This is a genomic window from Leclercia adecarboxylata (assembly GCF_006171285.1).
GTDB lineage: Bacteria > Pseudomonadota > Gammaproteobacteria > Enterobacterales > Enterobacteriaceae > Enterobacter > Enterobacter barmai.
The window spans coordinates 4,887,790-4,909,377 of the sequence record NZ_CP040889.1 but is presented as its reverse complement, the minus strand read 5'-3'; the positions used below and the strand labels follow the sequence as shown (position 1 = coordinate 4,909,377).

Sequence of the window (21,588 nt, the reverse complement as noted above, 5' to 3'; positions counted from 1 at the left end):
TGTGTTATCTTTAATTACGGCCCTGATCAAAGTCAAGGTATCGCAATCCCGGTAATTAAGGAGGAGCTTATGTCGTTAACCCTACGCGAAGCCAGTAAGGACACATTGCAGGCTGAGAACAAAACCTATCACTACTACAGCCTGCCGCTGGCCGCAAAGGAACTTGGGGATATCGCGCGCTTACCCAAGTCGCTTAAAGTGTTACTGGAAAATCTCCTGCGCTGGCAGGATGAAGTCTCTGTTACGGCTGAAGATATTCATGCCCTGGCCGGATGGTTGCAGAGCGCCCATGCCGACCGGGAGATAGCCTATCGTCCCGCCAGGGTGCTGATGCAGGATTTTACCGGCGTTCCGGCGGTGGTCGATCTGGCGGCGATGCGTGAAGCGGTCAAGCGCCTTGGCGGCGATACCGCTAAAGTGAACCCGCTCTCTCCGGTCGATCTGGTTATCGATCACTCGGTGACCGTGGACCATTTTGGCGATGATGATGCCTTCGAAGAGAACGTACGGCTTGAGATGGAGCGTAACCACGAGCGCTATGTGTTCCTGAAGTGGGGCCAGCAGGCGTTCAGCCGCTTCAGCGTCGTCCCACCCGGCACCGGCATCTGCCACCAGGTCAACCTGGAGTATCTCGGCAAAGCGGTATGGAGTGAATTGCAGGATAAAGAGTGGGTGGCCTACCCGGATACGCTGGTCGGTACCGATTCACACACCACCATGATCAATGGCCTTGGCGTACTGGGGTGGGGAGTAGGGGGGATCGAGGCCGAAGCGGCAATGCTTGGCCAGCCGGTCTCCATGCTGATCCCGGACGTAGTCGGCTTCAAGCTGACCGGCAAGCTGAGCGAGGGGATCACCGCCACCGACCTGGTGCTCACCGTCACCCAGATGCTGCGTAAGCACGGCGTGGTGGGTAAATTTGTGGAATTCTACGGCGACGGGCTCGACTCCCTGCCGCTGGCGGACCGGGCCACTATCGCCAATATGGCTCCCGAATACGGCGCCACCTGCGGTTTCTTCCCGATCGATGGTGTGACGCTGGAGTATATGCGCCTCAGCGGACGCAGCAGCGAGCAGGTCGCGCTGGTGGAAGCCTATGCCAAAGCGCAGGGTATGTGGCGTAATACGGGCGATGAACCGGTGTTCACCAGCACGCTGGCGCTGGATATGGGCGAAGTTGAAGCCAGTCTCGCCGGGCCAAAACGTCCTCAGGACCGCGTGGCCCTGGCGGATGTGCCCAAAGCCTTTGCTGCCAGCAATGAACTGGAAGTTAACACCGCGCAGAAAGACAGGCGGCCTATTGATTACGTGATGAATGGTCACCAGTATCAGCTTCCGGACGGCGCGGTCGTCATCGCGGCCATTACCTCCTGCACCAACACCTCGAACCCCAGCGTGCTGATGGCGGCTGGGTTGCTGGCGAAAAAAGCCGTTACGCTTGGCCTGAAACGCCAGCCGTGGGTCAAGGCCTCGCTGGCACCGGGATCCAAAGTCGTCTCCGATTATCTGGCGCAGGCCCGCCTGACGCCTTATCTGGATGAGCTGGGCTTTAACCTGGTAGGCTACGGCTGTACAACCTGTATTGGTAACTCCGGGCCGCTACCGGATCCTATCGAGACGGCAATCAAGCAGGGCGACCTGACGGTAGGGGCGGTGCTCTCGGGCAACCGCAACTTTGAAGGACGTATTCACCCGCTGGTAAAAACTAACTGGCTGGCCTCTCCGCCGCTAGTGGTAGCTTATGCTCTGGCGGGCAATATGAACATCAATCTGGCAACCGATCCGCTGGGACACGATCGTAAAGGCGATCCGGTCTATCTGAAAGATATCTGGCCGTCGGCGCAGGAGATTGCCCTTGCGGTTGAAAAAGTCTCTACCGACATGTTCCGCAAAGAGTACGCCGAAGTGTTTGAAGGCACGCCGGAGTGGAAAACCATCGAGGTGGCGCGGTCAGACACCTACAGCTGGCAGGATGATTCCACCTATATTCGTCTGTCACCCTTCTTTGATGACATGCTGGCACAGCCCAAACCGCTGGAAGATATTCACGGCGCGCGCGTGCTGGCCATTCTCGGCGACTCGGTAACCACCGACCACATCTCCCCGGCGGGCAGTATTAAAGCCGATAGCCCGGCAGGGCGTTATCTCCAGGGCCGTGGCGTGGAGCGTCGTGACTTCAACTCCTACGGTTCGCGTCGTGGCAACCACGAGGTGATGATGCGCGGTACCTTCGCCAATATCCGTATTCGCAACGAGATGGTGCCGGGCGTGGAAGGCGGGATGACCCGTCATCTGCCTGGAACAGAAGTGATCTCCATCTACGATGCGGCGATGAAGTATCAGCAGGAAGGCACCCCGCTGGCGGTGATAGCCGGGAAAGAGTACGGCTCCGGCTCAAGCCGCGACTGGGCGGCGAAAGGACCACGACTGCTCGGCGTACGGGTGGTGATCGCCGAATCATTCGAGCGTATCCACCGTTCAAACCTGATTGGCATGGGGATTTTACCGCTGGAGTTCCCGCAGGGGGCATCACGTAAAACGCTGGAGCTGACAGGCGAGGAGCGGATTGATATTGCGGACCTGCAAAATCTGACGCCTGGTGCAACGGTACCGGTCAAGCTGACGCGAGCCGATGGGCAAACCGAAGTTGTTGACTGCCGCTGCCGTATTGATACCGCAACAGAACTCACTTACTACCAGAACGACGGCATTTTGCACTATGTCATTCGTAATATGCTGACTTAAAAAGAAAACCAGCCCGGCACGCATACGCTGCCGGGCTGTTGATGTTATTTGTTGAGCAGATGTCCAAGCTTCGCCGCTTTGGTATCCAGATAGTGTTCGTTTTTCGGGTTACGGCCCACAATCAGCGGTACACGTTCGACGATATTGATACCGGCTTCGGTCAGGATCTCAACCTTACGCGGGTTGTTGGTCAGCAGACGTACTTCGTCCACGCCAAGCAGCTTGAACATATCCGCGCACAGGGTGAAATCGCGTTCGTCGGCAGCAAAGCCCAGCTGGTGGTTTGCTTCAACGGTATCGTAGCCCTGATCCTGCAACGCATACGCGCGGATCTTATTGAGCAGACCGATGTTACGGCCCTCCTGGCGGTGATACAGCAGGATGCCCCGGCCTTCTTCCGCAATATGCGACAGGGCGGCTTCCAGTTGAAAACCACAATCGCAGCGCAGGCTAAACAGGGCATCACCCGTAAGACACTCGGAATGAACGCGGGCCAGGACTGGCGTCTGCCCGGACGTATCGCCGAACACTAACGCCACGTGATCCTGCCCGGTTGCCAGTTCTTCAAAGCCCACCATCAGGAAATCGCCCCATGGGGTTGGCAGATTGGCTTCTGCCACACGTTTAAGCTGCATGTGATTCTCCAGAAAATGCTGACACGCCTTGTGTCTGTCGCCTGTTTGGCTGTCGGTATTGTCTTATTTTGCCACAAGCTGCGCGGGTTCACCTAATCACGCCCGGCTTAACGAACGTTAAACGCACAATCCGACATTTTTACGCAGCTGTAATTTTTCGGTTATGATTGTGAGGCTTATCGAAAAAAGGAGACGACATGCTTTCAATAGCCCGCCGCACGGCGGTTGGCGCAGGGATATTGCTTATTATGCCTGTGGCTTTATGGATATCGGGCTGGCAGTGGCAGCCAGGCGCGAATAGCGGATGGTTGAAAGCGCTGTTCTGGGTAACGGAGACGGTTACCCAACCCTGGGGGATTATCACCCACACACTTCTTTGCGCCTGGTTTTTGTGGTGCCTGCGTTTTCGTCTGCGAGCCGCCATCATGCTCTTTGCCATCCTGGCAGGAGTCATTCTTATCGGTCAGGGCGTAAAATCCTGGGTCAAGGATCGGGTTCAGGAGCCGCGTCCTTTCGTGGTCTGGATGGAAAAAACTCACCATGTCCCGGTGAACGACTTCTACAATTTAAAGCGTAAAGCGCGCGGTGAGCTGGTCAAAGAACAGCTTGCTGAACAACAGACTATTCCCGCTTTTTTACGTAAACACTGGCAGAAAGAGACCGGGTTTGCCTTCCCGTCCGGGCATACCATGTTTGCTGCAAGCTGGGCACTGCTGGGAGTAGGTCTGCTGTGGCCGCGGCGGCGCACGGTGACCATCATCGTACTGCTGGTCTGGGCAACGGGCGTGATGGGAAGCCGCTTGCTGCTTGGCATGCACTGGCCGCGGGATCTGGTGGTGGCGACCCTGATTTCATGGCTGCTCATCACCTGTGCAACCTGGCTTGCCCAGCGATTCTGTGGTCCGCTCACGCCTCCGGCAGAAGAGAAACGGGAAATCGCCGACAGAGAGCAAGAAAGCTGACTGAGGTTGAAATTCTCATATTTAGCCGCAGATCTTAACGTGGCGCGACGCTTTTTCCGTTTCGCCCTCGTCATGAAAATGGTAGTTTATAAGGCTGGTTACGCTATGTTGAACACTCTTTATTCGCTCAAACCACATAACGGGAAGTAATGTGAAATATTTACTCATTTTCTTACTGGTGTTGGCGATTTTTGTCATTTCCGTCACATTGGGCGCGCAAAACGATCAACAGGTAACGTTTAATTATCTGCTGGCGCAAGGCGAGTATCGAATTTCCAGCCTCCTGGCGGTACTGTTCGCTGCAGGATTTGCAATCGGCTGGCTGATTTGTGGTCTGTTCTGGCTTAAAGTTCGGGTAACGCTTGCCCGTGCCGAACGTAAAATTAAACGTCTTGAAAACCAAATTGCGCCTCCGACCGACGTACCGGTAAGTTCAGGTGTGCCGGTAGCGAAGGAATAATCTAAGATGCTGGAGTTGTTGTTTCTGCTTTTGCCTGTAGCCGCAGCCTATGGCTGGTATATGGGCCGCAGAAGTGCGCAACAAAATAAACAGGATGAAGCGAACCGCCTTTCACGCGATTATGTCGCCGGGGTTAACTTCCTCCTGAGTAACCAACAGGATAAAGCGGTAGACCTGTTCCTCGAGATGCTGAAAGAGGATACCGGTACCGTTGAGGCCCACCTGACTCTCGGTAATCTGTTCCGTTCCCGCGGCGAAGTTGACCGCGCCATCCGCATTCACCAGACCTTAATGGAAAGCGCCTCATTAACCTATGAGCAGCGTCTGCTGGCCGTACAGCAGCTTGGCCGCGACTATATGGCCGCCGGGTTATACGATCGCGCCGAAGAGATGTTTAAACAGCTGGTAGATGAGACCGATTTTCGCATCAGCGCCCTGCAACAGCTCCTGCAGATCTATCAGGCTACCAGCGAATGGCAGAAAGCCATCGACGTTGCTGAACGTCTGGTGAAACTCGGTAAAGACAAACAGCGCGTTGAAATCGCCCACTTCTACTGTGAACTGGCCCTGCAGCAGATGGGCAACGAAGACATGGACAAGGCGATGGCGCTGCTCCGGAAAGGCGCTACCGCCGATCGCAGCAGCGCGCGCGTCTCCATCATGATGGGGCGCGTCTACATGGCGAAAGGGGATTACCAGAAAGCGGTGGAGAGCCTTCTCCGGGTTATCGATCAGGATAAAGAGCTGGTCAGTGAAACGCTTGAGATGCTGCAAACCTGCTATCAGCAACTGGGTATGGCCGAAGAGTGGGTGGCTTTCCTGCGTCGCTGCGTGGAAGAGAACACCGGTGCCGCCGCTGAGCTGATGCTGGCGGATGTGGTCCAGGAACACGAAGGCAGCGACACGGCACAGGTGTATATTACCCGCCAGCTGCAGCGCCATCCGACCATGCGCGTCTTCCATAAGCTGATGGATTACCATCTGAATGATGCGGAAGAGGGGCGCGCCAAAGAGAGCCTGATGGTACTGCGCGACATGGTTGGTGAGCAGGTGCGCAGCAAGCCGCGCTATCGCTGCCAGAAGTGTGGATTTACAGCCTATACGCTGTACTGGCACTGTCCGTCCTGCCGTGCCTGGTCCACCATCAAGCCAATTCGCGGCCTCGATGGGCAGTAATTTTTAAAAAAGCCCAATATTAGTTACAACATACTGACCGCGTTTTTATCCATTGGCCCGTGCGCGCTGTAGTCTGGCAGGATTAAAAATGGAACCTGTTAATTTTTGTGATGCGCAGGTAGAATGCACGCCGTTTATCATTCCCGCGCCGATGCGGCGCCCATCGACGAGAAGGTCCGGTCATGACGTCTGCAGCTTCATCTTCTTCCCGCGTAGTTACTGAATCTCCTGTTGTTGTCGCTCTGGATTACAACAATCGCGACAATGCGTTAGCGTTCGTTGATCGCATTGACCCGCGCGACTGTCGCCTGAAAATCGGTAAAGAGATGTTCACGCTCTTTGGCCCACAAATTGTTCGCGATATGCAGCAGCGCGGTTTTGATGTCTTTCTTGACCTTAAATTCCACGATATTCCAAATACCACGGCTCACGCGGTAGCGGCTGCAGCCGAACTGGGCGTCTGGATGGTTAACGTCCACGCTTCCGGTGGCGCGCGCATGATGACTGCGGCCCGCGAAGCACTGGTGCCATTCGGGAAAGATGCCCCCTTGCTGATTGCCGTCACGGTACTCACCAGCATGGAAGCCAGCGATCTGCTGGATCTGGGCATCACGCTGTCACCGGCAGAACATGCCGAGCGCCTGGCGCGCCTGACGCACAGCTGCGGGCTCGACGGTGTTGTCTGTTCTGCCCAGGAAGCGGTTCGCTTTAAGAGCGCTATCGGCCAGGACTTCAAGCTGGTTACGCCGGGCATCCGTCCTGCGGGGAGCGACGCTGGCGATCAGCGTCGCATTATGACCCCGGAACAGGCGCTGGCGGCGGGTGTGGACTATATGGTTATTGGACGACCGGTAACCCAGTCTGCGGATCCGGCGCAAACCCTGAAAGCTATCAACGCATCACTTCATAAGGGGGCGTAATGCGCGATACAAACAGCCGCCTGGTCTATTCAACGGATACCGGGCGTATCGATGAACCAAAAGAAGTAGCCGAACGACCAAAAGGCGATGGCATTGTGCGTATACAACGCCAGACCAGCGGGCGGAAAGGGAAGGGCGTATGTCTGGTCACCGGAATTGATGCCGACGATGCGACCCTGGCGCAAATTGCCGCTGAGCTAAAGAAAAAATGCGGATGCGGTGGGTCGGTTAAAGATGGCGTAATTGAGATTCAGGGCGACAAGCGGGATCTGATTAAATCCCTGCTGGAAGCCAAAGGCATGAAAGTAAAATTAGCTGGCGGTTAACAGGCTACAGAAACAAATAAGCCACGGCCTGAGCCGTGGCTTAATATTCTTATATTCAGATAAAGCCAGAAATAACAGGGCATTATCAAACGACTGCGGTGGCAATCGGTATATTATTTACTTGCTCACCTCGTGACCGATAATCCCACCAACCGCGGCACCACCCAGGGTACCCAGCGCGCTTCCGTCGGTCAGGACTGAACCACCGATTGCGCCTGCACCCGCACCAATGGCGGTGTTACGGCTTTGTTTGCTCCAGTTAGAGCAAGCGCTCAGGGAAAACGCCAGCGTCACGGCCAGCATAGCAGCGGATAATTTTTTGCTGTTAAAAGTCATAATTCATTCTCCTGAAATATTGATCCACGGAAATTATTTCGCTTAAGTGGAAACCAATACCCCTCAAGCCGTTTTCCATGAAACTTGTTCGCGCAGGCGTTACAAGATCACGCAAGTGATAGTTACTTCCTGTTATATCGCTAACAATAATTTTACGTCTTTATCACTGATCCGACAGGTAAATAGTCTTAAAGGATTGCTCGGAATAGTCTCAGAGCGAAGGGCGGGAGAATGACGCCCGAATTCTCGGGCGTTGAAACGGCTTCAGGCAGGTTTTTTGACGATATCGACCACCAGGCCGTCATGTTGCAGTTTGGTGGTGTGCGCCTCTTTAATGCCTTCGTCGGTGATCACCCGACTGAAACGGGAGACCGGGCCCATCGTGTAAGGGTGAACCGCACCAAATTTAGAGCTGTCGGTCAGCACAATAGTCTCACCACCTTTTTCCAGCACCGCATTCACCACGTCTGAGCGCATCATGTCCCGGCCGGTAAAGCCGGTATCAGGCTGCCAGCCGTCGATGCCGATAAAGGCCTTGCTGAAATGGACCTGCTGAACATACTGACGCGTAAGTGGGCCAACCATACTTTCGCTTTTTTTCTGGTAGATGCCGCCCAGCAAAATGACTTCGCTGCGCGTCTCCTTGAGCAGATGAGCAATATAGCTGCTCACCGTCACGATGGTGACTTCCTCTTTCTGTTCAGCCAGCGTGCGGGCGAGCAGGGCATTACAGCTGCCGTTCTCGATAAACACCGTTTCGCCATTATTCACCAGAGAAGCGGCGAACTCCGCCAGCTCACGTTTCAGCGCGTAATTGTTCATCATACGCGTCTCGACATCTTCGCTGTCCAGCGGCACGGCGTAGCCGTGGGCGCGACGGAGGTAACTCATTTTTTCCAGAAGATTGAGATCCTGGCGGATGGTGACTTCAGATACGCCGGTCGCTTTGGCCAGATCAACGACGCTTACACGCCCTGTGTCGATCACCATCTGTAATATTATTTGTTGTCGGGAATTCATAGCATCCATATTAAAACGGCATAGCCGTTAGTTGAAAACTGACATAAACACGAGAGGCAATGCGATCGTCAAACTTCCCACGGTGATTTTGGCGGTACTGCAGCGGGGTCTTTCTGCTCGCCTGCGAGGGTCAGTAATTCTGATTTTAATATCTCGAGATTACGAAGAGCAGAGTTCACATCGCCTGCTACCAGAATATCCAGCACAGTATCAATACGTTGCGCAACTTTTAGTGCATCGATATCAGACATAATCTCATCCCTAAATGAAAAGTGAATAAATTCAATGATGCAGAAATTGAAGGCAAAAGAGAAGGGAAAAAGTGTGCTAACGAAAGCACATTAATGGTAGTGATATTTTCATGCTTTTTTATACAGAGGATTTTAGTAGTGGCTTAGTCTAATTCTGCGCGCAAAGCGCTTTTTTCTATGAGGAATTGGACTATGACAATTATCAATCAGGCTACCTGTAAACTGTTCACTGATTCTGTACGATTCACCCAACTCGCCGGTTATTACGAGGAAGAGAGACGTACCGTATGGATGATGTTACGGGCCCAGCCGCGGCCATGCTTCAATCATGCGCTGATAGAGGAGATCATGAACCTGTCGTGGCTGGTACGACAGTCCGGGTTTGAGGTTGATTTCTGGGTGACAGGTTCGCTGGTGCCCGATATGTACAACACCGGGGGCGATTTACGCTTCTTTGTCGACTGTATTGAGAATGGTCGCCGGGAAGCGCTTCGGGCCTATGCCCGCGCCTGTGTGGACTGCGTCCACGCTGCGTCGCGGGGCTTTGATACCGGGGCGATCACCCTGTCGATGGTGGAGGGCAGTGCGCTGGGCGGAGGCTTTGAGGCCGCGCTGGCGCACCACTTTTTACTGGCGCAGCGGGATGCACGCTTAGGTTTCCCGGAGATCGCCTTTAACCTCTTCCCTGGAATGGGAGGCTACTCGCTGGTCGCGCGCCGCTCAGGCATGAAGCTGGCGGAGGAGCTTATCTATAAAGGGGAGTCGCACACCGCGGAATGGCACGAGCAACACGGGTTGGTGGACGTGCTGTTTGAACCCGGCCAGGGCTACGTGGCGACGCGCACCTTCATCGACACGTTACAACCCAAAATGAATGGCGTCAGAGCGATGCTGCGCGCCCGTCAGCGCGTCCTGCAGCTGCCGCGCAGCGAATTGATGGATATCACCGAAGACTGGGTGGATGCGGCATTCTGCCTGCAACCGAAGGATGTGGCCTACATGCAGCGGCTGGTTCTGCTGCAGGATCGCCACACCGCATCGGGCCTGCGTAAAGCCAGTTAACGCGCGTTGCGTGCCTGATAACGTTTAAACCATCGCTCGAATGCGACAGCGGGCATGGGCTTAGCAAACAGAAAACCCTGTCGTTCGTTGACGCCGTTCTTGGTCAGAAAGGCGTCTTCTTTCGCGCTCTCCACCCCTTCAGCTATCACCTGCAAATTCAGCGCCTGAGCGACCGCAACAATCGCGCGTACCAGCGACTGCGATACCGACTGCTTATGGATATCCCGGACAAACGCCTGGTCGAGCTTAATGGCATCGATGGGGAAACGCGCCAGCTGCGACAGGGACGAATAACCTGTCCCGAAATCATCAAGGTGGATCTGCGCTCCCAGCTTGCTGAACTGCTGGATCACCGACAGCGCCAGCTCTTCGTTTTCAATCAGACAACTTTCGGTCAGCTCGACATCAATCGGGCAGTACTCAAAATTCAGATCCTTTAAGGCCTGCTTCAGATCGCTGAAAATCGTCTGATCCGCCAGCTGGCGGGCCGAGACGTTAACCGCCACGCGCAGGTTAATACCTTTGTCGCGCCATTTGGCAACCTGACGCACCACATCGAGCATCACCCAGCGCCCCAGGGGAACGATGAGCCCGGATTCCTCGGCGTAGGAGATAAACTCCAGGGGCGGGATCAGCCCGCGCTCCGGCGACTGCCAGCGAACCAGCGCTTCGAGGGTTCTCACCTCGCCGCGCCAGGTAATTTTAGGCTGGTAGTGGATCACCAGTTGGTCATTATCCAGCGCTTTGCGCAGATTGGTGTCCAGCCACAGATATTCAAAGACCCGCTGATTCATCTCCGGCGAGAAGACGCAGAACGTGCCGCGCCCGTTCTCTTTTGCGGTATACATCGCGGTATCGGCATTGCGGATCACACTTTCGCGATCGGTGCCGTGCTGTGGGGCGAGGGAAATACCCAGCGAACAGCCGGTATAGACTTCGATTAAACCAATCCGGAAGGGCTGACGCAGTCGGGTGAGGATCCGCGAAGCCATGGCTTCGAGTGCTCCCTGCGACGTGCCGGTTGCCAGCACGATAAACTCATCGCCGCCGAGACGCGCCAGCACCTGCCCATCCTCCAGGCAACTGAGGATCGCCAGCGCCACCGCCTGCAAAAGCTGATCGCCAAACATATGCCCGTAGGCGTCATTCACTTTTTTGAAATTATCGAGATCGAGGTAGACCACGCCGACCTGGCCATCGCCACGGGTGTCGATGGCTTCGCTGATCATATCGTGGATGGCGTTACGGTTTGGCAGGCCGGTAATGGTGTCGGTGTTGGCGAGCACCCGAAGGCGTTCCTGCGCGCGGCGCTCTTCGGTGATATCCGTACCTGAACAGATAAGAAAAATTTCGTTTTTCCCGCTGCCGCTGTGCACAAATTTATTACGAAACAGAAATAACCGTTGCCCTTTGCGGGTCTTGATCCAGCGCTCTACTTCATAAGAACTGCCGTCACGAAAAAAACCGCTGATATTGCGGCGGGAGGCAGCTGCTTCGCTGCGGCTCATAAAGAGTTTAAAGACGTTCTGGCCAATGACCTCGTGCTCTTTCATCCCGGTGTATTCTTCGCTCAGACGGTTAAAGCGTTGAATATTGCCGTGCCGATCGAGGATAACAATCACTGAGTTGGCCTCAGAAACCACCTGTTCGGCAAAGGATAAACCCTGGGCCAGATCCCGGGCGACGGAGGGGGTGTCATTCCAGGCGGAGGCGGTGCCGGCCCACTCTTTTTTAGTGGTTTTACGGCCCACGAGGTGCACCGGCACATCAGTTCCGTACAGGGAGAGCGTCATGGTGATGCTGGAGGTGATCACCGTCATCTGGCGAATACTGTCGGCCTGCTCGTCAGTCAGCGCCACCACCTGAGTGGTCTCGGCGCTTTCGCTGGCCGCAAGATGGAGCGCATTGCTGTCCGCCGTCAGTCGCCACCAGGGACTGTGGGTGCCCATGTAACGAAACAGCAAATTTTGCTCCAGATCGTCAATCATGCTCTCTCCCAGGCGCACTTAATTGCACACATCGTGCATTTCCAGTCGGTTTAATCGCGTTAAAATAGCGGTAATCCCGAGCTAAACTTATTGTTTTTTCCCAGTATTCTTATATTAGAACGAGATTAGCAAAAAAGGATACAGACGAATGAATATTCCGGTCACACCTTATGAAGTTCAACAGATTATCGCTAATAAGTGTGATCGCTTTTCGGAATTTGTGGGGGAGAATGGTAAGGAAAAATGATGAATGTGAGGTTAATACAAAAAAAAATCGGCTCACCCGCAATGAGTGAACCGACCTTCAAGCAGACAACAATCAGACAGCAGGGCGGGCGATAACGCTGCGTGTTTCCATGCGCACTTCAGCGATAGTCACGTCGATAACTTCGGTCACTTTATACGCCACTTCACCTTTGATCTGCACGGTGCCATTTTCCTGGCTGCAGACCAGTTCGTCACGCACGGCGTGCAGGAACGGCGCTGGAATGAAGGCCACGGCGCCGTTATCCACCAGACGTACGCGCATGCCGCCACGGCTGATATCGATGATCTCAGCGGCAAAACGGGTGTCGGTTCCGGCTTTGTCTTTCAGGAAGCGGGCATACAGCCAGTCACCGACATCACGTTCCGCCATGCGGTTAAGGCGACGACGCTCGGCCATCTGCACGGTAGCGTCGTCCTGCGGACGGGCAATGGTTTCGCCTTTGACGATCGCTTTTAGCAGGCGGTGGTTAACCATATCGCCATACTTACGAATCGGCGACGTCCAGGTAGCGTAGGCTTCCAGACCCAGGCCAAAGTGCGGGCCTGGCTCGGTGCTGATCTCAGCGAAGGACTGGAAACGACGGATGCGGCTGTCGAGGAAACCAGACGGCTGAGCATCCAGTTCACGGCGCAGTTTACAGAAACCATTCAGGGTCAGGACTTCCTGCGGATCCACATGCACATCGTGCGTTTTCAGCAGGGCCGCCAGCGCTTCGCTGTTGGCGGGATCAAAACCGGTGTGCACGTTATAGATGCCAAATCCAAGCTTGTCGCGCAGGACGCGGGCCGCACAGATATTGGCCGCAATCATCGACTCTTCAACGATACGGTTAGCGATGCGACGTGGTTCAGCAACGATATCCAGCACTTCGCCTTTTTCACCGAGAATGAAGCGGTAGTCAGGACGATCCTTGAACACCAGCGCATGGGTTTTACGCCATTCGCTGCGGCTCAGGCAGACGCGCTGCAGCAGGCGGATCTGTTCGGCAATAGCATCAGATTCTGGCTGCCAGGTGCCGCTGTTTTCCAGCCAGTCAGAGACCTCGTCATATACCAGCTTGGCTTTCGATTCGATAAGCGCGGCAAAGAACTCGATGTTCTCTTCAATCGTGCCGTCGGCAGCGATGGTCATGCGGCAGGCCAGGACCGGGCGCACTTCGTTGGCGCGCAGCGAGCATAAATTATCAGACAGTTCACGCGGCAGCATTGGGATGTTGAAGCCCGGCAGATAGTTGGTAAAGGCACGGATTTTGGCCGCGTTATCAAGCGGTGTACCTTCAGCGATCCAGGCCGTAGGATCGGCAATCGCTACGGTTAACAGCAGTTTGCCGTCAGCCTGCTCTTCAACATACAGCGCATCGTCCATATCTTCGGTGCTGGCGCTGTCGATGGTGACAAAATTGAGGGCGGTCAGATCGCGACGCTCCAGACCTTCGTCCAGCATCTCTGTCGCTGCGCCCTCCGGGGCCTCTTTTTCGAGGTTATGGCGTGCGAGAGTGACCCACCACGGCACGAAATGGTCTTCGCCGAAGGTAATAAACTGGGTCAGTTCAGCATAAAAACCGCGATCGCCCTTCAGAGGATGACGGCGCATTTCTGCCACGGCCCAGTCACCTTCTTTGAAATCATGGGTCACGCCACGCTCAGCGCGGCAGGGGATGGCGTCTTTCAGCAGGGGATGGTCCGGAACGATGGACAGACGGTCATCTTTTCTCAGTACCTTACCCACAAAACGGGTCAGGAAGGGTTCAATTAATTCTTCAGGCTCGGCGGATTCACGATCCTTTTCGCTATGGATCACGGCCGTAATACGATCGCCGTGCATCACCTTCTTCATCTGCGGAGGCGGAATGAAGTAACTTTTCTGCGCATCGACTTCAAGGAAGCCAAAGCCTTTTTCCGTGGCTTTTACGACCCCTTCAGCGCGTGGCGTCTGGGAATGCAGTTGCTGTTTAAGCTGCGCTAGCAGCGGGTTGTCCTGGAGCATAGTGATCTATTTTCGTAGCCATATGAGCGGCTGACAGTTTTACGCGAATCTCACTGTTACAGCAAGCGCTCTTTAGGTCATTAGTGTGGTTATTCGCCCCTGCCGATGGCGATTTTCAGACGGTTCAGCCAGCCGCAAAAAGCGCTCCAGGTAAGCAGGTTGATGGCCTGTACCGGCGGCTGCCCGTCATTCGTCAGCGGGGTAAACTGCGCGGCGCTAAACTGGTCCGGCGATCGAGCCAGTTGTTCTACGGCACGCTTTACCGACTCGTCGTTTTCATATTCTGCGTGAATGCCACTGACCAGAATTTCACCTGTTTGATCGAGGATTGCCGGTTCATGACACAACACCGGTGTAAGCTGCTGCAGTAGCGGCTCCTCCTGCCAGCGTTCAAGGGACGCCAGCTGCTCTGGGCTGGCCTGACATCGCTCGACCCCCGGTACGGCGGGCTGCCATGTATTCAAAGTGTTATCGTCGGGCAGGGCATGAGGCTGAATGTGGTGTCCCGGCAGCCAGCGAACAGGGTGGCCGAGCAGAGCCTGAAAGACTGCCACCACGCGCGCCTGAAAGCCGACAAAGCCGATAATCTGGTTGATGGTGACAATGTCATACACCGTCAGGCCCACTTCATCGAGCCCCTGCTGCGCTTTGCTGTCGATCACGTCCGGCGAGCTGGCAAGCTGGCGGGCATACTGAGTGATTTGGGCGAGGCGGCGATTGCTTTCACGGGAGGAGTCGGGGCCGGGGAGCGGGGCGAGGAGGGCGGCGTAGTGGTTACACAGACGCTGCACGCCGCAGACCTGCGCCACGGTCAGGGCGGTGCTGAAACGGTCATACGCGCTCAACGTGCGCAGTCGGGTAACCGTCAGGGTACGCGGGAAAAAGAGGTCGCACAGCGTCCGGGCCGGGGTTAACCAGCGTTCACAGGCGGCAAGCAGCGTCGCTGGTAAAACGAGGTTCAGCAAAAAGCGATCTGCGACCTGAGCGGCTTCGGGAACCAAAGGCAGGACTTCCGTCGGGCTGCTACTGGACTGGGTCTCATGATACCAGTGGCCTTTGCCAGAAATACGGCGTTGTTCCATGTGCGTTCCTTGATCTCATAATAGCGATCAATATCCTGGCGTAAGCTGGATAAGCGGAAAAATATTGTTAGGTGATAACAAATAGCGGAACGGAATAACGAGGGGAAAGCGGTGGCGGGATGGGAGGCAAACCTTCCCGCCGGAGCGGGAAGGTTACGAACTTATTTGATTTCCAGCTCGTTCATTGCAGCGATGTTGAAACCGCCGTCAACGTGAACCACTTCGCCGGAGATGCCAGCAGAGAGGTCAGAGCACAGGAATGCCGCGGAGTTACCCACGTCTTCGATGGTCACGGTGCGACGGATTGGGGTAACCGCTTCGCAGTGTGCCAGCATTTTACGGAAGTCTTTGATGCCGGAAGCAGCCAGAGTACGGATTGGACCCGCAGAGATACCGTTTACGCGCACGCCTTCTGGACCCATCGCGTTCGCCATGTAGCGTACGTTGGCTTCCAGAGAGGCTTTCGCCAGACCCATCACGTTGTAGTTAGGGATTGCGCGCTCAGCACCCAGGTAGGACAGGGTCAGCAGGGCAGCGCCTGGGTTCAGCATGGAGCGGCAGGATTTTGCCATCGCTACAAAGCTGTAGGAGCTGATGTCGTGTGCGATTTTAAAGCCTTCACGGGTGACTGCGTTCACGTAGTCGCCGTCCAGCTGGTCGCCCGGTGCAAAGCCGATGGAGTGAACGAAACCGTCAAATTTCGGCCAGGTTTTTGCCAGCTCAGCGAACATGCCATCGATGCTTTCATCTTGTGCAACGTCGCATTCCAGAACAATGCTGGAACCCAGCTGCGCGGCAAACTCTTCTACGCGGCCTTTCAGCTTGTCGTTCTGGTAGGTGAATGCCAGCTCAGCGCCTTCGCGATGCATAGCCTGTGCGATGCCGTATGCGATGGACAGTTTGCTGGCAACGCCAGTCACCAGAATACGCTTACCGGAAAGAAAACCCATAGCTCTTAATCCTTATATTCATTGTTGTGGCGGCCGTCATCTGTTTGGACAACCGTCGTTAAAACGCGGCGATAATAGCATGTGTCGCGTACAGTGTTAATCCGACCACTCCACACGGGGCGGGTCAGCGATCTTTTCGCCAGGCATCGGCGGTTAAGGCTTCACCAAAATGGCCGGCAATTAAACGTTTGGTCAAATCGTGAAGCGGTGCGGCCAGCACCGAGGCGGTACTGCCGCGCTCCACTACCGAGCCTTCATGCATCACCAGCACCTGATCGCTGATGTGCTTCATCATTCCCAGATGCTGGGTCACGTAGATATACGAGATACCCTGTTTTTCCTGCAATTCCAGCATCAGGTTGATTAACTGTGAACGCATCGACATATCCAGCGAGGCCAGCGCTTCGTCGGCGATGATCACTTTTGGACGCAGGATCAGCGCGCGGGCCAGACCCAGACGCTGTTTCTGTCCCGGTGCCAGCATGTGCGGATAATAGCTGACGTGATCGGGCAGCAGCCCAACCATTCGCAGGGTCTCGATAATCTGTTTACGCCGCGCCTCCGGCTCAAGGTCGGTATTCAGACGCAGCGGAAAATCGAGGATCTGCGAGATACGCTGGCGCGGGTTCAGCGACGTGGACGGATCCTGAAAAATCATCCTGATCCGCTGGCTGCGGAACGAGTAATCGCCAAATTTCAGCAGATGGTCGTCAATCAGCACTTCACCATCGGAAGGCTCGATCATCCCGGCCAGCATTTTCGCCAGCGTTGATTTCCCGGAGCCATTCTCACCAATGATCGCCAGAGTCTGCTTTTCGCGCAGGGTAAAGCTCAGCGGCTTAACCGCTTCGACGGTCTGACGGTGGAATAAGCCGGTGCGATAGCGAAAGGTCTTACTCAGATTGCGCACTTCCAGCAGGGTTTCGACCATGTCACTCTCTCTCCATGTTCAGCGGGAAATGGCAGGCATACAGATGGTTCCTTGCCCCGGCCAGGCGCGGGGTTTCAATGCATTTACGCTGAGCATACGGACAGCGCGGTCCCAGACGACAGCCAATCGGCAGGTGCTCCAGCAGCGGAATAGCGCCCGGCAGAGTATTCAGGCGGCTTTTATGCGGCATGGAGCTGCCAAAATCGGGGATAGCACGGATCAGCGCCTGGGTATAAGGGTGATGCGGTGTGGTGATCAGGTCTTCACTGCCGGCGGTCTCTACGGTCTGTCCGCAGTACATCACGTCAATCTTGTCCGCCCATTTGCTCAGCATCTGCAGATCATGGCTGATCAGCAAAATGGTGGTGTTGTTGTTCTGGTTAAGCCGGGTGAGCAGGCGGAAAATTTGCGCCTGGGTGGTGGGCTCCATGGCGTTGGTCGGTTCGTCGGCGATCAGCAGGCGCGGCTGGTTGGCCAGCGCAATGGCGATCATCACTTTCTGACACTCACCGTCGGTCAGCTCATACGGGAAGCTGCGCATGGCGTCTTTATGATCCTTAATCCCCACCCGGTGTAACAGCTCGATGGCCCGGCGTTTGCGCCAGCCAAAACGCTGCCACCAGCGGCCCTTATAGGTCCAGCCGGGGATGTTCTGCATCAGCTGCTTGCCTACCCGCTCCGACGGATCGAGACAGGATTGCGGCTCCTGGAAAATCATCGACACGTTGTGACCTACCAGCTTACGCCGCTCGCGAGCGGAAAGGCGCAGCAGGTCGATATCATCGAAACGCATACGGTCGGCGGTGACGCGCCAGTTATCTTTCGCCACGCCGCAGATCGCTTTCGCAATCAGGCTCTTGCCCGACCCCGATTCGCCCACCAGCCCGCGGATCTCGCCCTCGCTCAGGGTAATGCTGACGCGATCGACCGCTTTGACCCAGCCTTCGCCGGTTTTAAATTCAATCGTCAGATTGCGAATATCCAGTAACGGCATTATTCCACCCCCGCCACAATGGCGCGACGGATCCCGTCGCCAAGCAGGTTCACCAGTAATACGCTAATCATAATTGCCGCACCCGGCAGCATCACCGTCCAGGGCGCTACGTAGATCAGTTCCAGCGCGTCGCCCAGCATTGCGCCCCATTCCGGAGAGGGCAGCTGTGCGCCAAGATCGAGAAAACCGAGGGCAGCGATATCGAGGATCGCCATCGACAGGGCGCGGGTAATTTCCGTGACCATCCCGGAGGCGATATTGGGCAGCACCGCGAACCACAGAATATTCAGGGTGGTAGCGCCATCGAGACGGGCGGCCACCACGTACTCTTTTTCCAACTCATCATGCACCAGGCTGTAGACCGAACGCACCATGCGCGGCAGCAGCGCCAGCCACACCGCAAACATGGCGTGGGTCAGGTGCGGTCCGGCAAAAGCCACCACGATAATCGCCAGCAGCAGCGAGGGGATCGATAGCAGCGTATCAAGAATATGGTTCGTCACCGCCGAGCGCAGACCGTGGGTCGCGCCGGCAACAATGCCCAACAGCAGACCACACAGCGTGGCGGCCAGCGTGACCACAAAGGCGCCGCCCACCGTCGGCGCGGCACCGCTCAGCAGACGGCTTAACACATCGCGCCCGAGGTCGTCGGTGCCGAGGAAAAAGGAGACTTCGCCGTAGCGTGACCAGGACGGCGGCAGCAGCTGATAGCCGAGGAACTGCTGGTCGATGCCGTAGGGCGCAAACCAGGAACCGAGGATGCACAGCAGCGCGAGGCCGCCGCAGCCGTACAGGCCGATCATCGCCGTGGTGTCGCCATAGAAGTTACGCCACACGGTGCGCAACGCACCGGGCGTGCGCTTTTCACTGTATACGCTATCGTAAGGCATACCATTCCTTATGTTTCAGCGGGTTAGCCATAGCGCCCAGAATATCGGATATCACATTAACGATGATCACCAGCGCGCCAATCACCATTACGCCCGCGGAGATCGCGGCATAGTCCTGCTGGCGAATGGCGTTGATCAGCCAGCGACCGAGGCCGGGCCAGCTGAAGACCATCTCGGTGATCATCGCCAGCGTCAGCATGGTGGAAAATTGCAGGCCAAGACGCGGGATCACCGGCGGCAGGGCATTATGCAACACGTGGCGACGTAAAATGGTAAACCGCGACAACCCGCGCGTGGCGGCAGCTTTGACATAGTTTTGATCAAAGACTTCGCTGGTGCTGATGCGCATCAGGCGGATCACCTCCGTGGTCGGTGCCACGGCGAGCGCCAGCACCGGTAACACCATGTGGCGCACGGCGCTGATGATCATCTCATGCCGCCAGACCGAATCTGAGAGCCAGGCGTCAATAATGGCGAATCCGGTCACGGTTTTCACCGCGTACAGCAGGTCAAAACGCCCGGACACCGGCAGCCAGCCCAGCGTCAGCGAGAAAAAGAGGGTCAGCAGCAGCGCCAGCCAGAAGACGGGAACCGAAAACCCGAGCAGGGCGAACGCGCTGATCAGCTTGTCCTGCCACTTGTTGCGGGTGATCCCGGCGAGCATTCCGACAGGGATCCCCACGACCAGCGCAAAGCCAAAGGCCAGGATGCACAACTCCATGGTGGCGGGGAACACTTCTTTCAGCTGCTCGGCGATGGGCTGGCCGTTAATGCTGGAGACGCCGAAGTCCCAGTGCAGCACCCCTTCAAACCAGAACCACCACGCATTCCACAGCGAAGCACCCTGGAGCGGCGCGTGAGGGGTAAAGTAGCTCAGACTGAAACCGACAAAGGTCAGGAAGAGCAGGGTGATCAGCAGCAACAGCAGCCGACGTAAGGTAAAAATAATCACGGTTTTTTCACCTCTTCCTGGTTCACGCGGGAAACCCCGGCAAAGGAAGCATTACCAAACGGGCTGAGCACCAGGCCTTTGATATCGTAGCGATAAGCCTGCAGCCGCAGGGACGAGGCCAGCGGCAGCACCGGCAGCTCTTTGGCGAGAATAATTTGCGCTTCATCATAGGCATCGATGCGCGCCGCCAGCTGCTGGGTCGACAGCGCTTTACGCAGGATGTCGTCAAACTCGCGGTTGCACCAGTGGGCGTAGTTGGTCTGGGAATCAATCGCCGCACAGCTCAGCAGCGGACGGAAGAAACTGTCCGGGTCGTTACTGTCTGTCGCCCAGCCTGTCAGGGTCAAATCATGGTTCATGTCCATCAGGCGCGCCTCCTGAAAACGGCCTTCTACCGGGATAATCACGACCTTGACCCCCACCTGCGCGAGGTCTGCCTGCAGCAGCTCGGCGGTTTTCAGCGGGCTGGGGTTCCAGGCCTGGGAGCTGGTGGGTACCCACAGCTGCAGGGTGAGGTTTTCAGCCCCCAGCGCCTTCAGCTGTTCGCGTGATTTATCCGGATTGTATTCAGTAATTTTAGCCTCGCTATCGTAAGCCCACGAGGCGCGGGGCAAGATTGAGGCGGCAGTTTCGGCGGTACCGTAATAAATGGACTGCATCAGGCGCTGGTTATTGATCGCCAGCGCCAGGGCGTGGCGAACGGCCGGGTTGTTCAGCGGCGGCTTGTTAGTGTTGAAGGCCAGATAGGCGATATTCATGCCCGGGCGCAGGGTCAGACGCAGGCGCGGATCGTCGCGCAGGATGGTGAGCTGGCTGGCGGCGGGCCATGCCAGAACATCGCATTCGCCGGTGAGCAGTTTCGACAGACGTCCGGTTCCGCCGGAGCCTAAATCCACCACCACCTGCGGCATCAGTGGCGTGCCGCGCCAGAATTTCTCATGGCGCGCCAGACGCACGTACTGCCCGGCCCGGTACTCCTCAACCTGGAATGGCCCGGTGCCTACCGACTGGCGGTCCATCAGCTCCATTTTATCCTGCAGGGTCAACTGGGTGGCGTACTCAGAAGACATCACCGAGGCGTAGTGCGTCGCCAGATGCCACAGGAAAGAGGCGTCCGGGCGCGCCAGGGTGAACTCCACCGTTCGGTTATCCAGTTTGCGCACGTTCTTCACCGTGTCGGCAAACTGCAGGCTGTCGAAGTAGGGGAAGTTGCCGCCATTAACGTAGTGCCACGGATGGTTGCGGTTAAAAATGCGCTGGAAGGTGAAAACCACATCATCCGCATTGAGTTTGCGGGTGGGCTTAAACCACGGTGTGGTCTGGAAGCTGACGTCATCGCGCAGACGAAAACGGTACGTGGCACCGCTGTCCAGCACTTCCCAGCTTTCAGCCAGCTCCGGCACCAGACGATAGGTATAAGGATCCACATCCAGCAGGCGGTCATAGAGCTGGGCGGCGAGGGTGTCGACGATCAGGCCGCTGCTCGCTTTTTGCGGATTGAAGGTATTGACCTGCCCACTTACGCAGTAGACAAAGCCGCTGTCGCGAATATCCGCGCTATCCGCCTGCTCAGGCGCGGCAAAGGCCTGGCTACTGAGCAGACCGAGCGCAATCAGGGATGAGAAAACCAGACGCATAATTTTTAAGGTTTTTA

Annotated in this window: 20 protein-coding genes; 7 read left to right on the top strand and 13 right to left on the bottom strand. The window is 56.2% G+C overall.

Annotated elements, in window-relative coordinates:
• Window positions 1–69 precede the first annotated feature (69 nt).
• Window positions 70–2,745 carry an aconitate hydratase AcnA gene (gene acnA / locus FHN83_RS25185; protein ID WP_039031855.1) on the top strand — a complete coding sequence of 892 codons (2,676 nt, stop codon included), beginning with the start codon at window positions 70–72 and terminating at the stop codon, window positions 2,743–2,745.
• A gap of 44 nt (window positions 2,746–2,789) precedes the next feature.
• Here acnA and ribA read toward each other — a convergent pair whose 3' ends face one another.
• Entirely contained in the window at window positions 2,790–3,380 is a 591-nt protein-coding gene (gene ribA, locus FHN83_RS25180) for a GTP cyclohydrolase II (protein ID WP_039031856.1), read from the bottom strand.
• 197 nt (window positions 3,381–3,577) lie between these two features.
• Here ribA and pgpB point away from each other — a divergent pair, with 197 nt between their 5' ends.
• The 5 genes from pgpB to yciH all read left to right on the top strand — a co-directional run bounded on the left by pgpB (window position 3,578) and on the right by yciH (window position 7,224).
• Window positions 3,578–4,342, top strand: coding sequence for a phosphatidylglycerophosphatase B (pgpB, locus tag FHN83_RS25175; RefSeq protein WP_139565326.1), 765 nt, complete (start codon window positions 3,578–3,580; stop codon window positions 4,340–4,342).
• Between the two features lie 151 nt (window positions 4,343–4,493).
• Window positions 4,494–4,802 (top strand): LapA family protein, encoded by a 309-nt coding sequence (locus FHN83_RS25170; RefSeq protein ID WP_039031858.1) that lies wholly within the window; start codon window positions 4,494–4,496, stop codon window positions 4,800–4,802.
• Window positions 4,803–4,808: 6 nt separating this feature from the next.
• Window positions 4,809–5,978, top strand: coding sequence for a lipopolysaccharide assembly protein LapB (lapB, locus tag FHN83_RS25165; RefSeq protein ID WP_039031859.1), 1,170 nt, complete (start codon window positions 4,809–4,811; stop codon window positions 5,976–5,978).
• A 182-nt stretch (window positions 5,979–6,160) separates the two neighbouring features.
• Entirely contained in the window at window positions 6,161–6,898 is a 738-nt protein-coding gene (gene pyrF / locus FHN83_RS25160) for an orotidine-5'-phosphate decarboxylase (protein WP_039031860.1), read from the top strand.
• Complete coding sequence (gene yciH, locus FHN83_RS25155; protein WP_039031861.1) at window positions 6,898–7,224, top strand: stress response translation initiation inhibitor YciH; 327 nt, start codon at window positions 6,898–6,900, stop codon at window positions 7,222–7,224. The genes pyrF and yciH overlap by 1 nt, the downstream gene beginning before the upstream one ends.
• Window positions 7,225–7,341: 117 nt before the next feature.
• Here the strand turns inward: yciH and osmB are convergent, their stop codons facing one another.
• From osmB to FHN83_RS25140, 3 genes are all read right to left on the bottom strand, one after another.
• Window positions 7,342–7,560: an osmotically-inducible lipoprotein OsmB gene (gene osmB, locus FHN83_RS25150; RefSeq protein ID WP_039031862.1), complete on the bottom strand. Its 219-nt coding sequence runs from the start codon at window positions 7,558–7,560 to the stop codon at window positions 7,342–7,344.
• A gap of 264 nt (window positions 7,561–7,824) precedes the next feature.
• Window positions 7,825–8,580: a DNA-binding transcriptional regulator YciT gene (locus FHN83_RS25145; protein WP_039031863.1), complete on the bottom strand. Its 756-nt coding sequence runs from the start codon at window positions 8,578–8,580 to the stop codon at window positions 7,825–7,827.
• A gap of 68 nt (window positions 8,581–8,648) precedes the next feature.
• Entirely contained in the window at window positions 8,649–8,831 is a 183-nt protein-coding gene (locus FHN83_RS25140) for a hypothetical protein (RefSeq protein WP_072036731.1), read from the bottom strand.
• A 192-nt stretch (window positions 8,832–9,023) separates the two neighbouring features.
• On the opposite strand from FHN83_RS25140, the gene FHN83_RS25135 reads away from it, so the two are divergent.
• The gene (locus FHN83_RS25135) at window positions 9,024–9,893 is read left to right on the top strand and encodes a crotonase/enoyl-CoA hydratase family protein (protein ID WP_139565325.1); all 870 of its coding nucleotides are present in this window, start codon (window positions 9,024–9,026) and stop codon (window positions 9,891–9,893) included.
• Here FHN83_RS25135 and pdeR read toward each other — a convergent pair.
• The 9 genes from pdeR to sapA all read right to left on the bottom strand — a co-directional run bounded on the left by pdeR (window position 9,890) and on the right by sapA (window position 21,571).
• Window positions 9,890–11,881, bottom strand: coding sequence for a cyclic di-GMP phosphodiesterase (pdeR, locus tag FHN83_RS25130; RefSeq protein WP_139565324.1), 1,992 nt, complete (start codon window positions 11,879–11,881; stop codon window positions 9,890–9,892). The genes FHN83_RS25135 and pdeR overlap by 4 nt on opposite strands.
• Before the next feature lie 319 nt (window positions 11,882–12,200).
• Window positions 12,201–14,135 carry an exoribonuclease II gene (locus FHN83_RS25125; RefSeq protein ID WP_138369198.1) on the bottom strand — a complete coding sequence of 645 codons (1,935 nt, stop codon included), beginning with the start codon at window positions 14,133–14,135 and terminating at the stop codon, window positions 12,201–12,203.
• Between the two features lie 89 nt (window positions 14,136–14,224).
• Complete coding sequence (locus FHN83_RS25120) at window positions 14,225–15,217, bottom strand: CMD domain-containing protein (protein WP_139565323.1); 993 nt, start codon at window positions 15,215–15,217, stop codon at window positions 14,225–14,227.
• A 161-nt stretch (window positions 15,218–15,378) separates the two neighbouring features.
• Window positions 15,379–16,167, bottom strand: coding sequence for an enoyl-ACP reductase FabI (fabI, locus tag FHN83_RS25115; RefSeq protein WP_039031868.1), 789 nt, complete (start codon window positions 16,165–16,167; stop codon window positions 15,379–15,381).
• A 124-nt stretch (window positions 16,168–16,291) separates the two neighbouring features.
• Window positions 16,292–17,098 carry a putrescine export ABC transporter ATP-binding protein SapF gene (gene sapF / locus FHN83_RS25110; protein WP_138369197.1) on the bottom strand — a complete coding sequence of 269 codons (807 nt, stop codon included), beginning with the start codon at window positions 17,096–17,098 and terminating at the stop codon, window positions 16,292–16,294.
• Window position 17,099: 1 nt separating this feature from the next.
• The gene (gene sapD, locus FHN83_RS25105; protein WP_039031870.1) at window positions 17,100–18,092 is read right to left on the bottom strand and encodes a putrescine export ABC transporter ATP-binding protein SapD; all 993 of its coding nucleotides are present in this window, start codon (window positions 18,090–18,092) and stop codon (window positions 17,100–17,102) included.
• Window positions 18,092–18,982 (bottom strand): putrescine export ABC transporter permease SapC, encoded by an 891-nt coding sequence (gene sapC, locus FHN83_RS25100; RefSeq protein WP_039031871.1) that lies wholly within the window; start codon window positions 18,980–18,982, stop codon window positions 18,092–18,094. The genes sapD and sapC overlap by 1 nt, the downstream gene beginning before the upstream one ends.
• Entirely contained in the window at window positions 18,969–19,934 is a 966-nt protein-coding gene (gene sapB, locus FHN83_RS25095) for a putrescine export ABC transporter permease SapB (RefSeq protein ID WP_039031872.1), read from the bottom strand. Before sapB ends, sapC begins: the two co-directional genes overlap by 14 nt.
• A complete protein-coding gene (sapA, locus tag FHN83_RS25090; protein WP_139565322.1) occupies window positions 19,931–21,571 on the bottom strand; it encodes an ABC transporter substrate-binding protein SapA in 1,641 nt (546 codons plus the stop codon). The genes sapB and sapA overlap by 4 nt, the downstream gene beginning before the upstream one ends.
• Window positions 21,572–21,588: the final 17 nt, after the last annotated feature.

Excerpts from the sequence above, each read along its gene's own strand:
- osmB (WP_039031862.1), bottom strand. The coding sequence starts at position 7,560 with ATGACTTTTAACAGCAAAAAATTATCCGCTGCTATGCTGGCCGTGACG.
- fabI (WP_039031868.1), bottom strand. The coding sequence starts at position 16,167 with ATGGGTTTTCTTTCCGGTAAGCGTATTCTGGTGACTGGCGTTGCCAGC.
- FHN83_RS25145 (WP_039031863.1), bottom strand. The coding sequence starts at position 8,580 with ATGAATTCCCGACAACAAATAATATTACAGATGGTGATCGACACAGGG.
- ribA (WP_039031856.1), bottom strand. The coding sequence starts at position 3,380 with ATGCAGCTTAAACGTGTGGCAGAAGCCAATCTGCCAACCCCATGGGGC.
- FHN83_RS25125 (WP_138369198.1), bottom strand. The coding sequence starts at position 14,135 with ATGCTCCAGGACAACCCGCTGCTAGCGCAGCTTAAACAGCAACTGCAT.
- yciH (WP_039031861.1), top strand. The coding sequence starts at position 6,898 with ATGCGCGATACAAACAGCCGCCTGGTCTATTCAACGGATACCGGGCGT.
- sapA (WP_139565322.1), bottom strand. The coding sequence starts at position 21,571 with ATGCGTCTGGTTTTCTCATCCCTGATTGCGCTCGGTCTGCTCAGTAGC.
- sapF (WP_138369197.1), bottom strand. The coding sequence starts at position 17,098 with ATGGTCGAAACCCTGCTGGAAGTGCGCAATCTGAGTAAGACCTTTCGC.
- sapC (WP_039031871.1), bottom strand. The coding sequence starts at position 18,982 with ATGCCTTACGATAGCGTATACAGTGAAAAGCGCACGCCCGGTGCGTTG.
- pgpB (WP_139565326.1), top strand. The coding sequence starts at position 3,578 with ATGCTTTCAATAGCCCGCCGCACGGCGGTTGGCGCAGGGATATTGCTT.
- FHN83_RS25135 (WP_139565325.1), top strand. The coding sequence starts at position 9,024 with ATGACAATTATCAATCAGGCTACCTGTAAACTGTTCACTGATTCTGTA.
- acnA (WP_039031855.1), top strand. The coding sequence starts at position 70 with ATGTCGTTAACCCTACGCGAAGCCAGTAAGGACACATTGCAGGCTGAG.
- FHN83_RS25140 (WP_072036731.1), bottom strand. The coding sequence starts at position 8,831 with ATGTCTGATATCGATGCACTAAAAGTTGCGCAACGTATTGATACTGTG.
- pyrF (WP_039031860.1), top strand. The coding sequence starts at position 6,161 with ATGACGTCTGCAGCTTCATCTTCTTCCCGCGTAGTTACTGAATCTCCT.
- sapD (WP_039031870.1), bottom strand. The coding sequence starts at position 18,092 with ATGCCGTTACTGGATATTCGCAATCTGACGATTGAATTTAAAACCGGC.
- lapB (WP_039031859.1), top strand. The coding sequence starts at position 4,809 with ATGCTGGAGTTGTTGTTTCTGCTTTTGCCTGTAGCCGCAGCCTATGGC.
- FHN83_RS25120 (WP_139565323.1), bottom strand. The coding sequence starts at position 15,217 with ATGGAACAACGCCGTATTTCTGGCAAAGGCCACTGGTATCATGAGACC.
- pdeR (WP_139565324.1), bottom strand. The coding sequence starts at position 11,881 with ATGATTGACGATCTGGAGCAAAATTTGCTGTTTCGTTACATGGGCACC.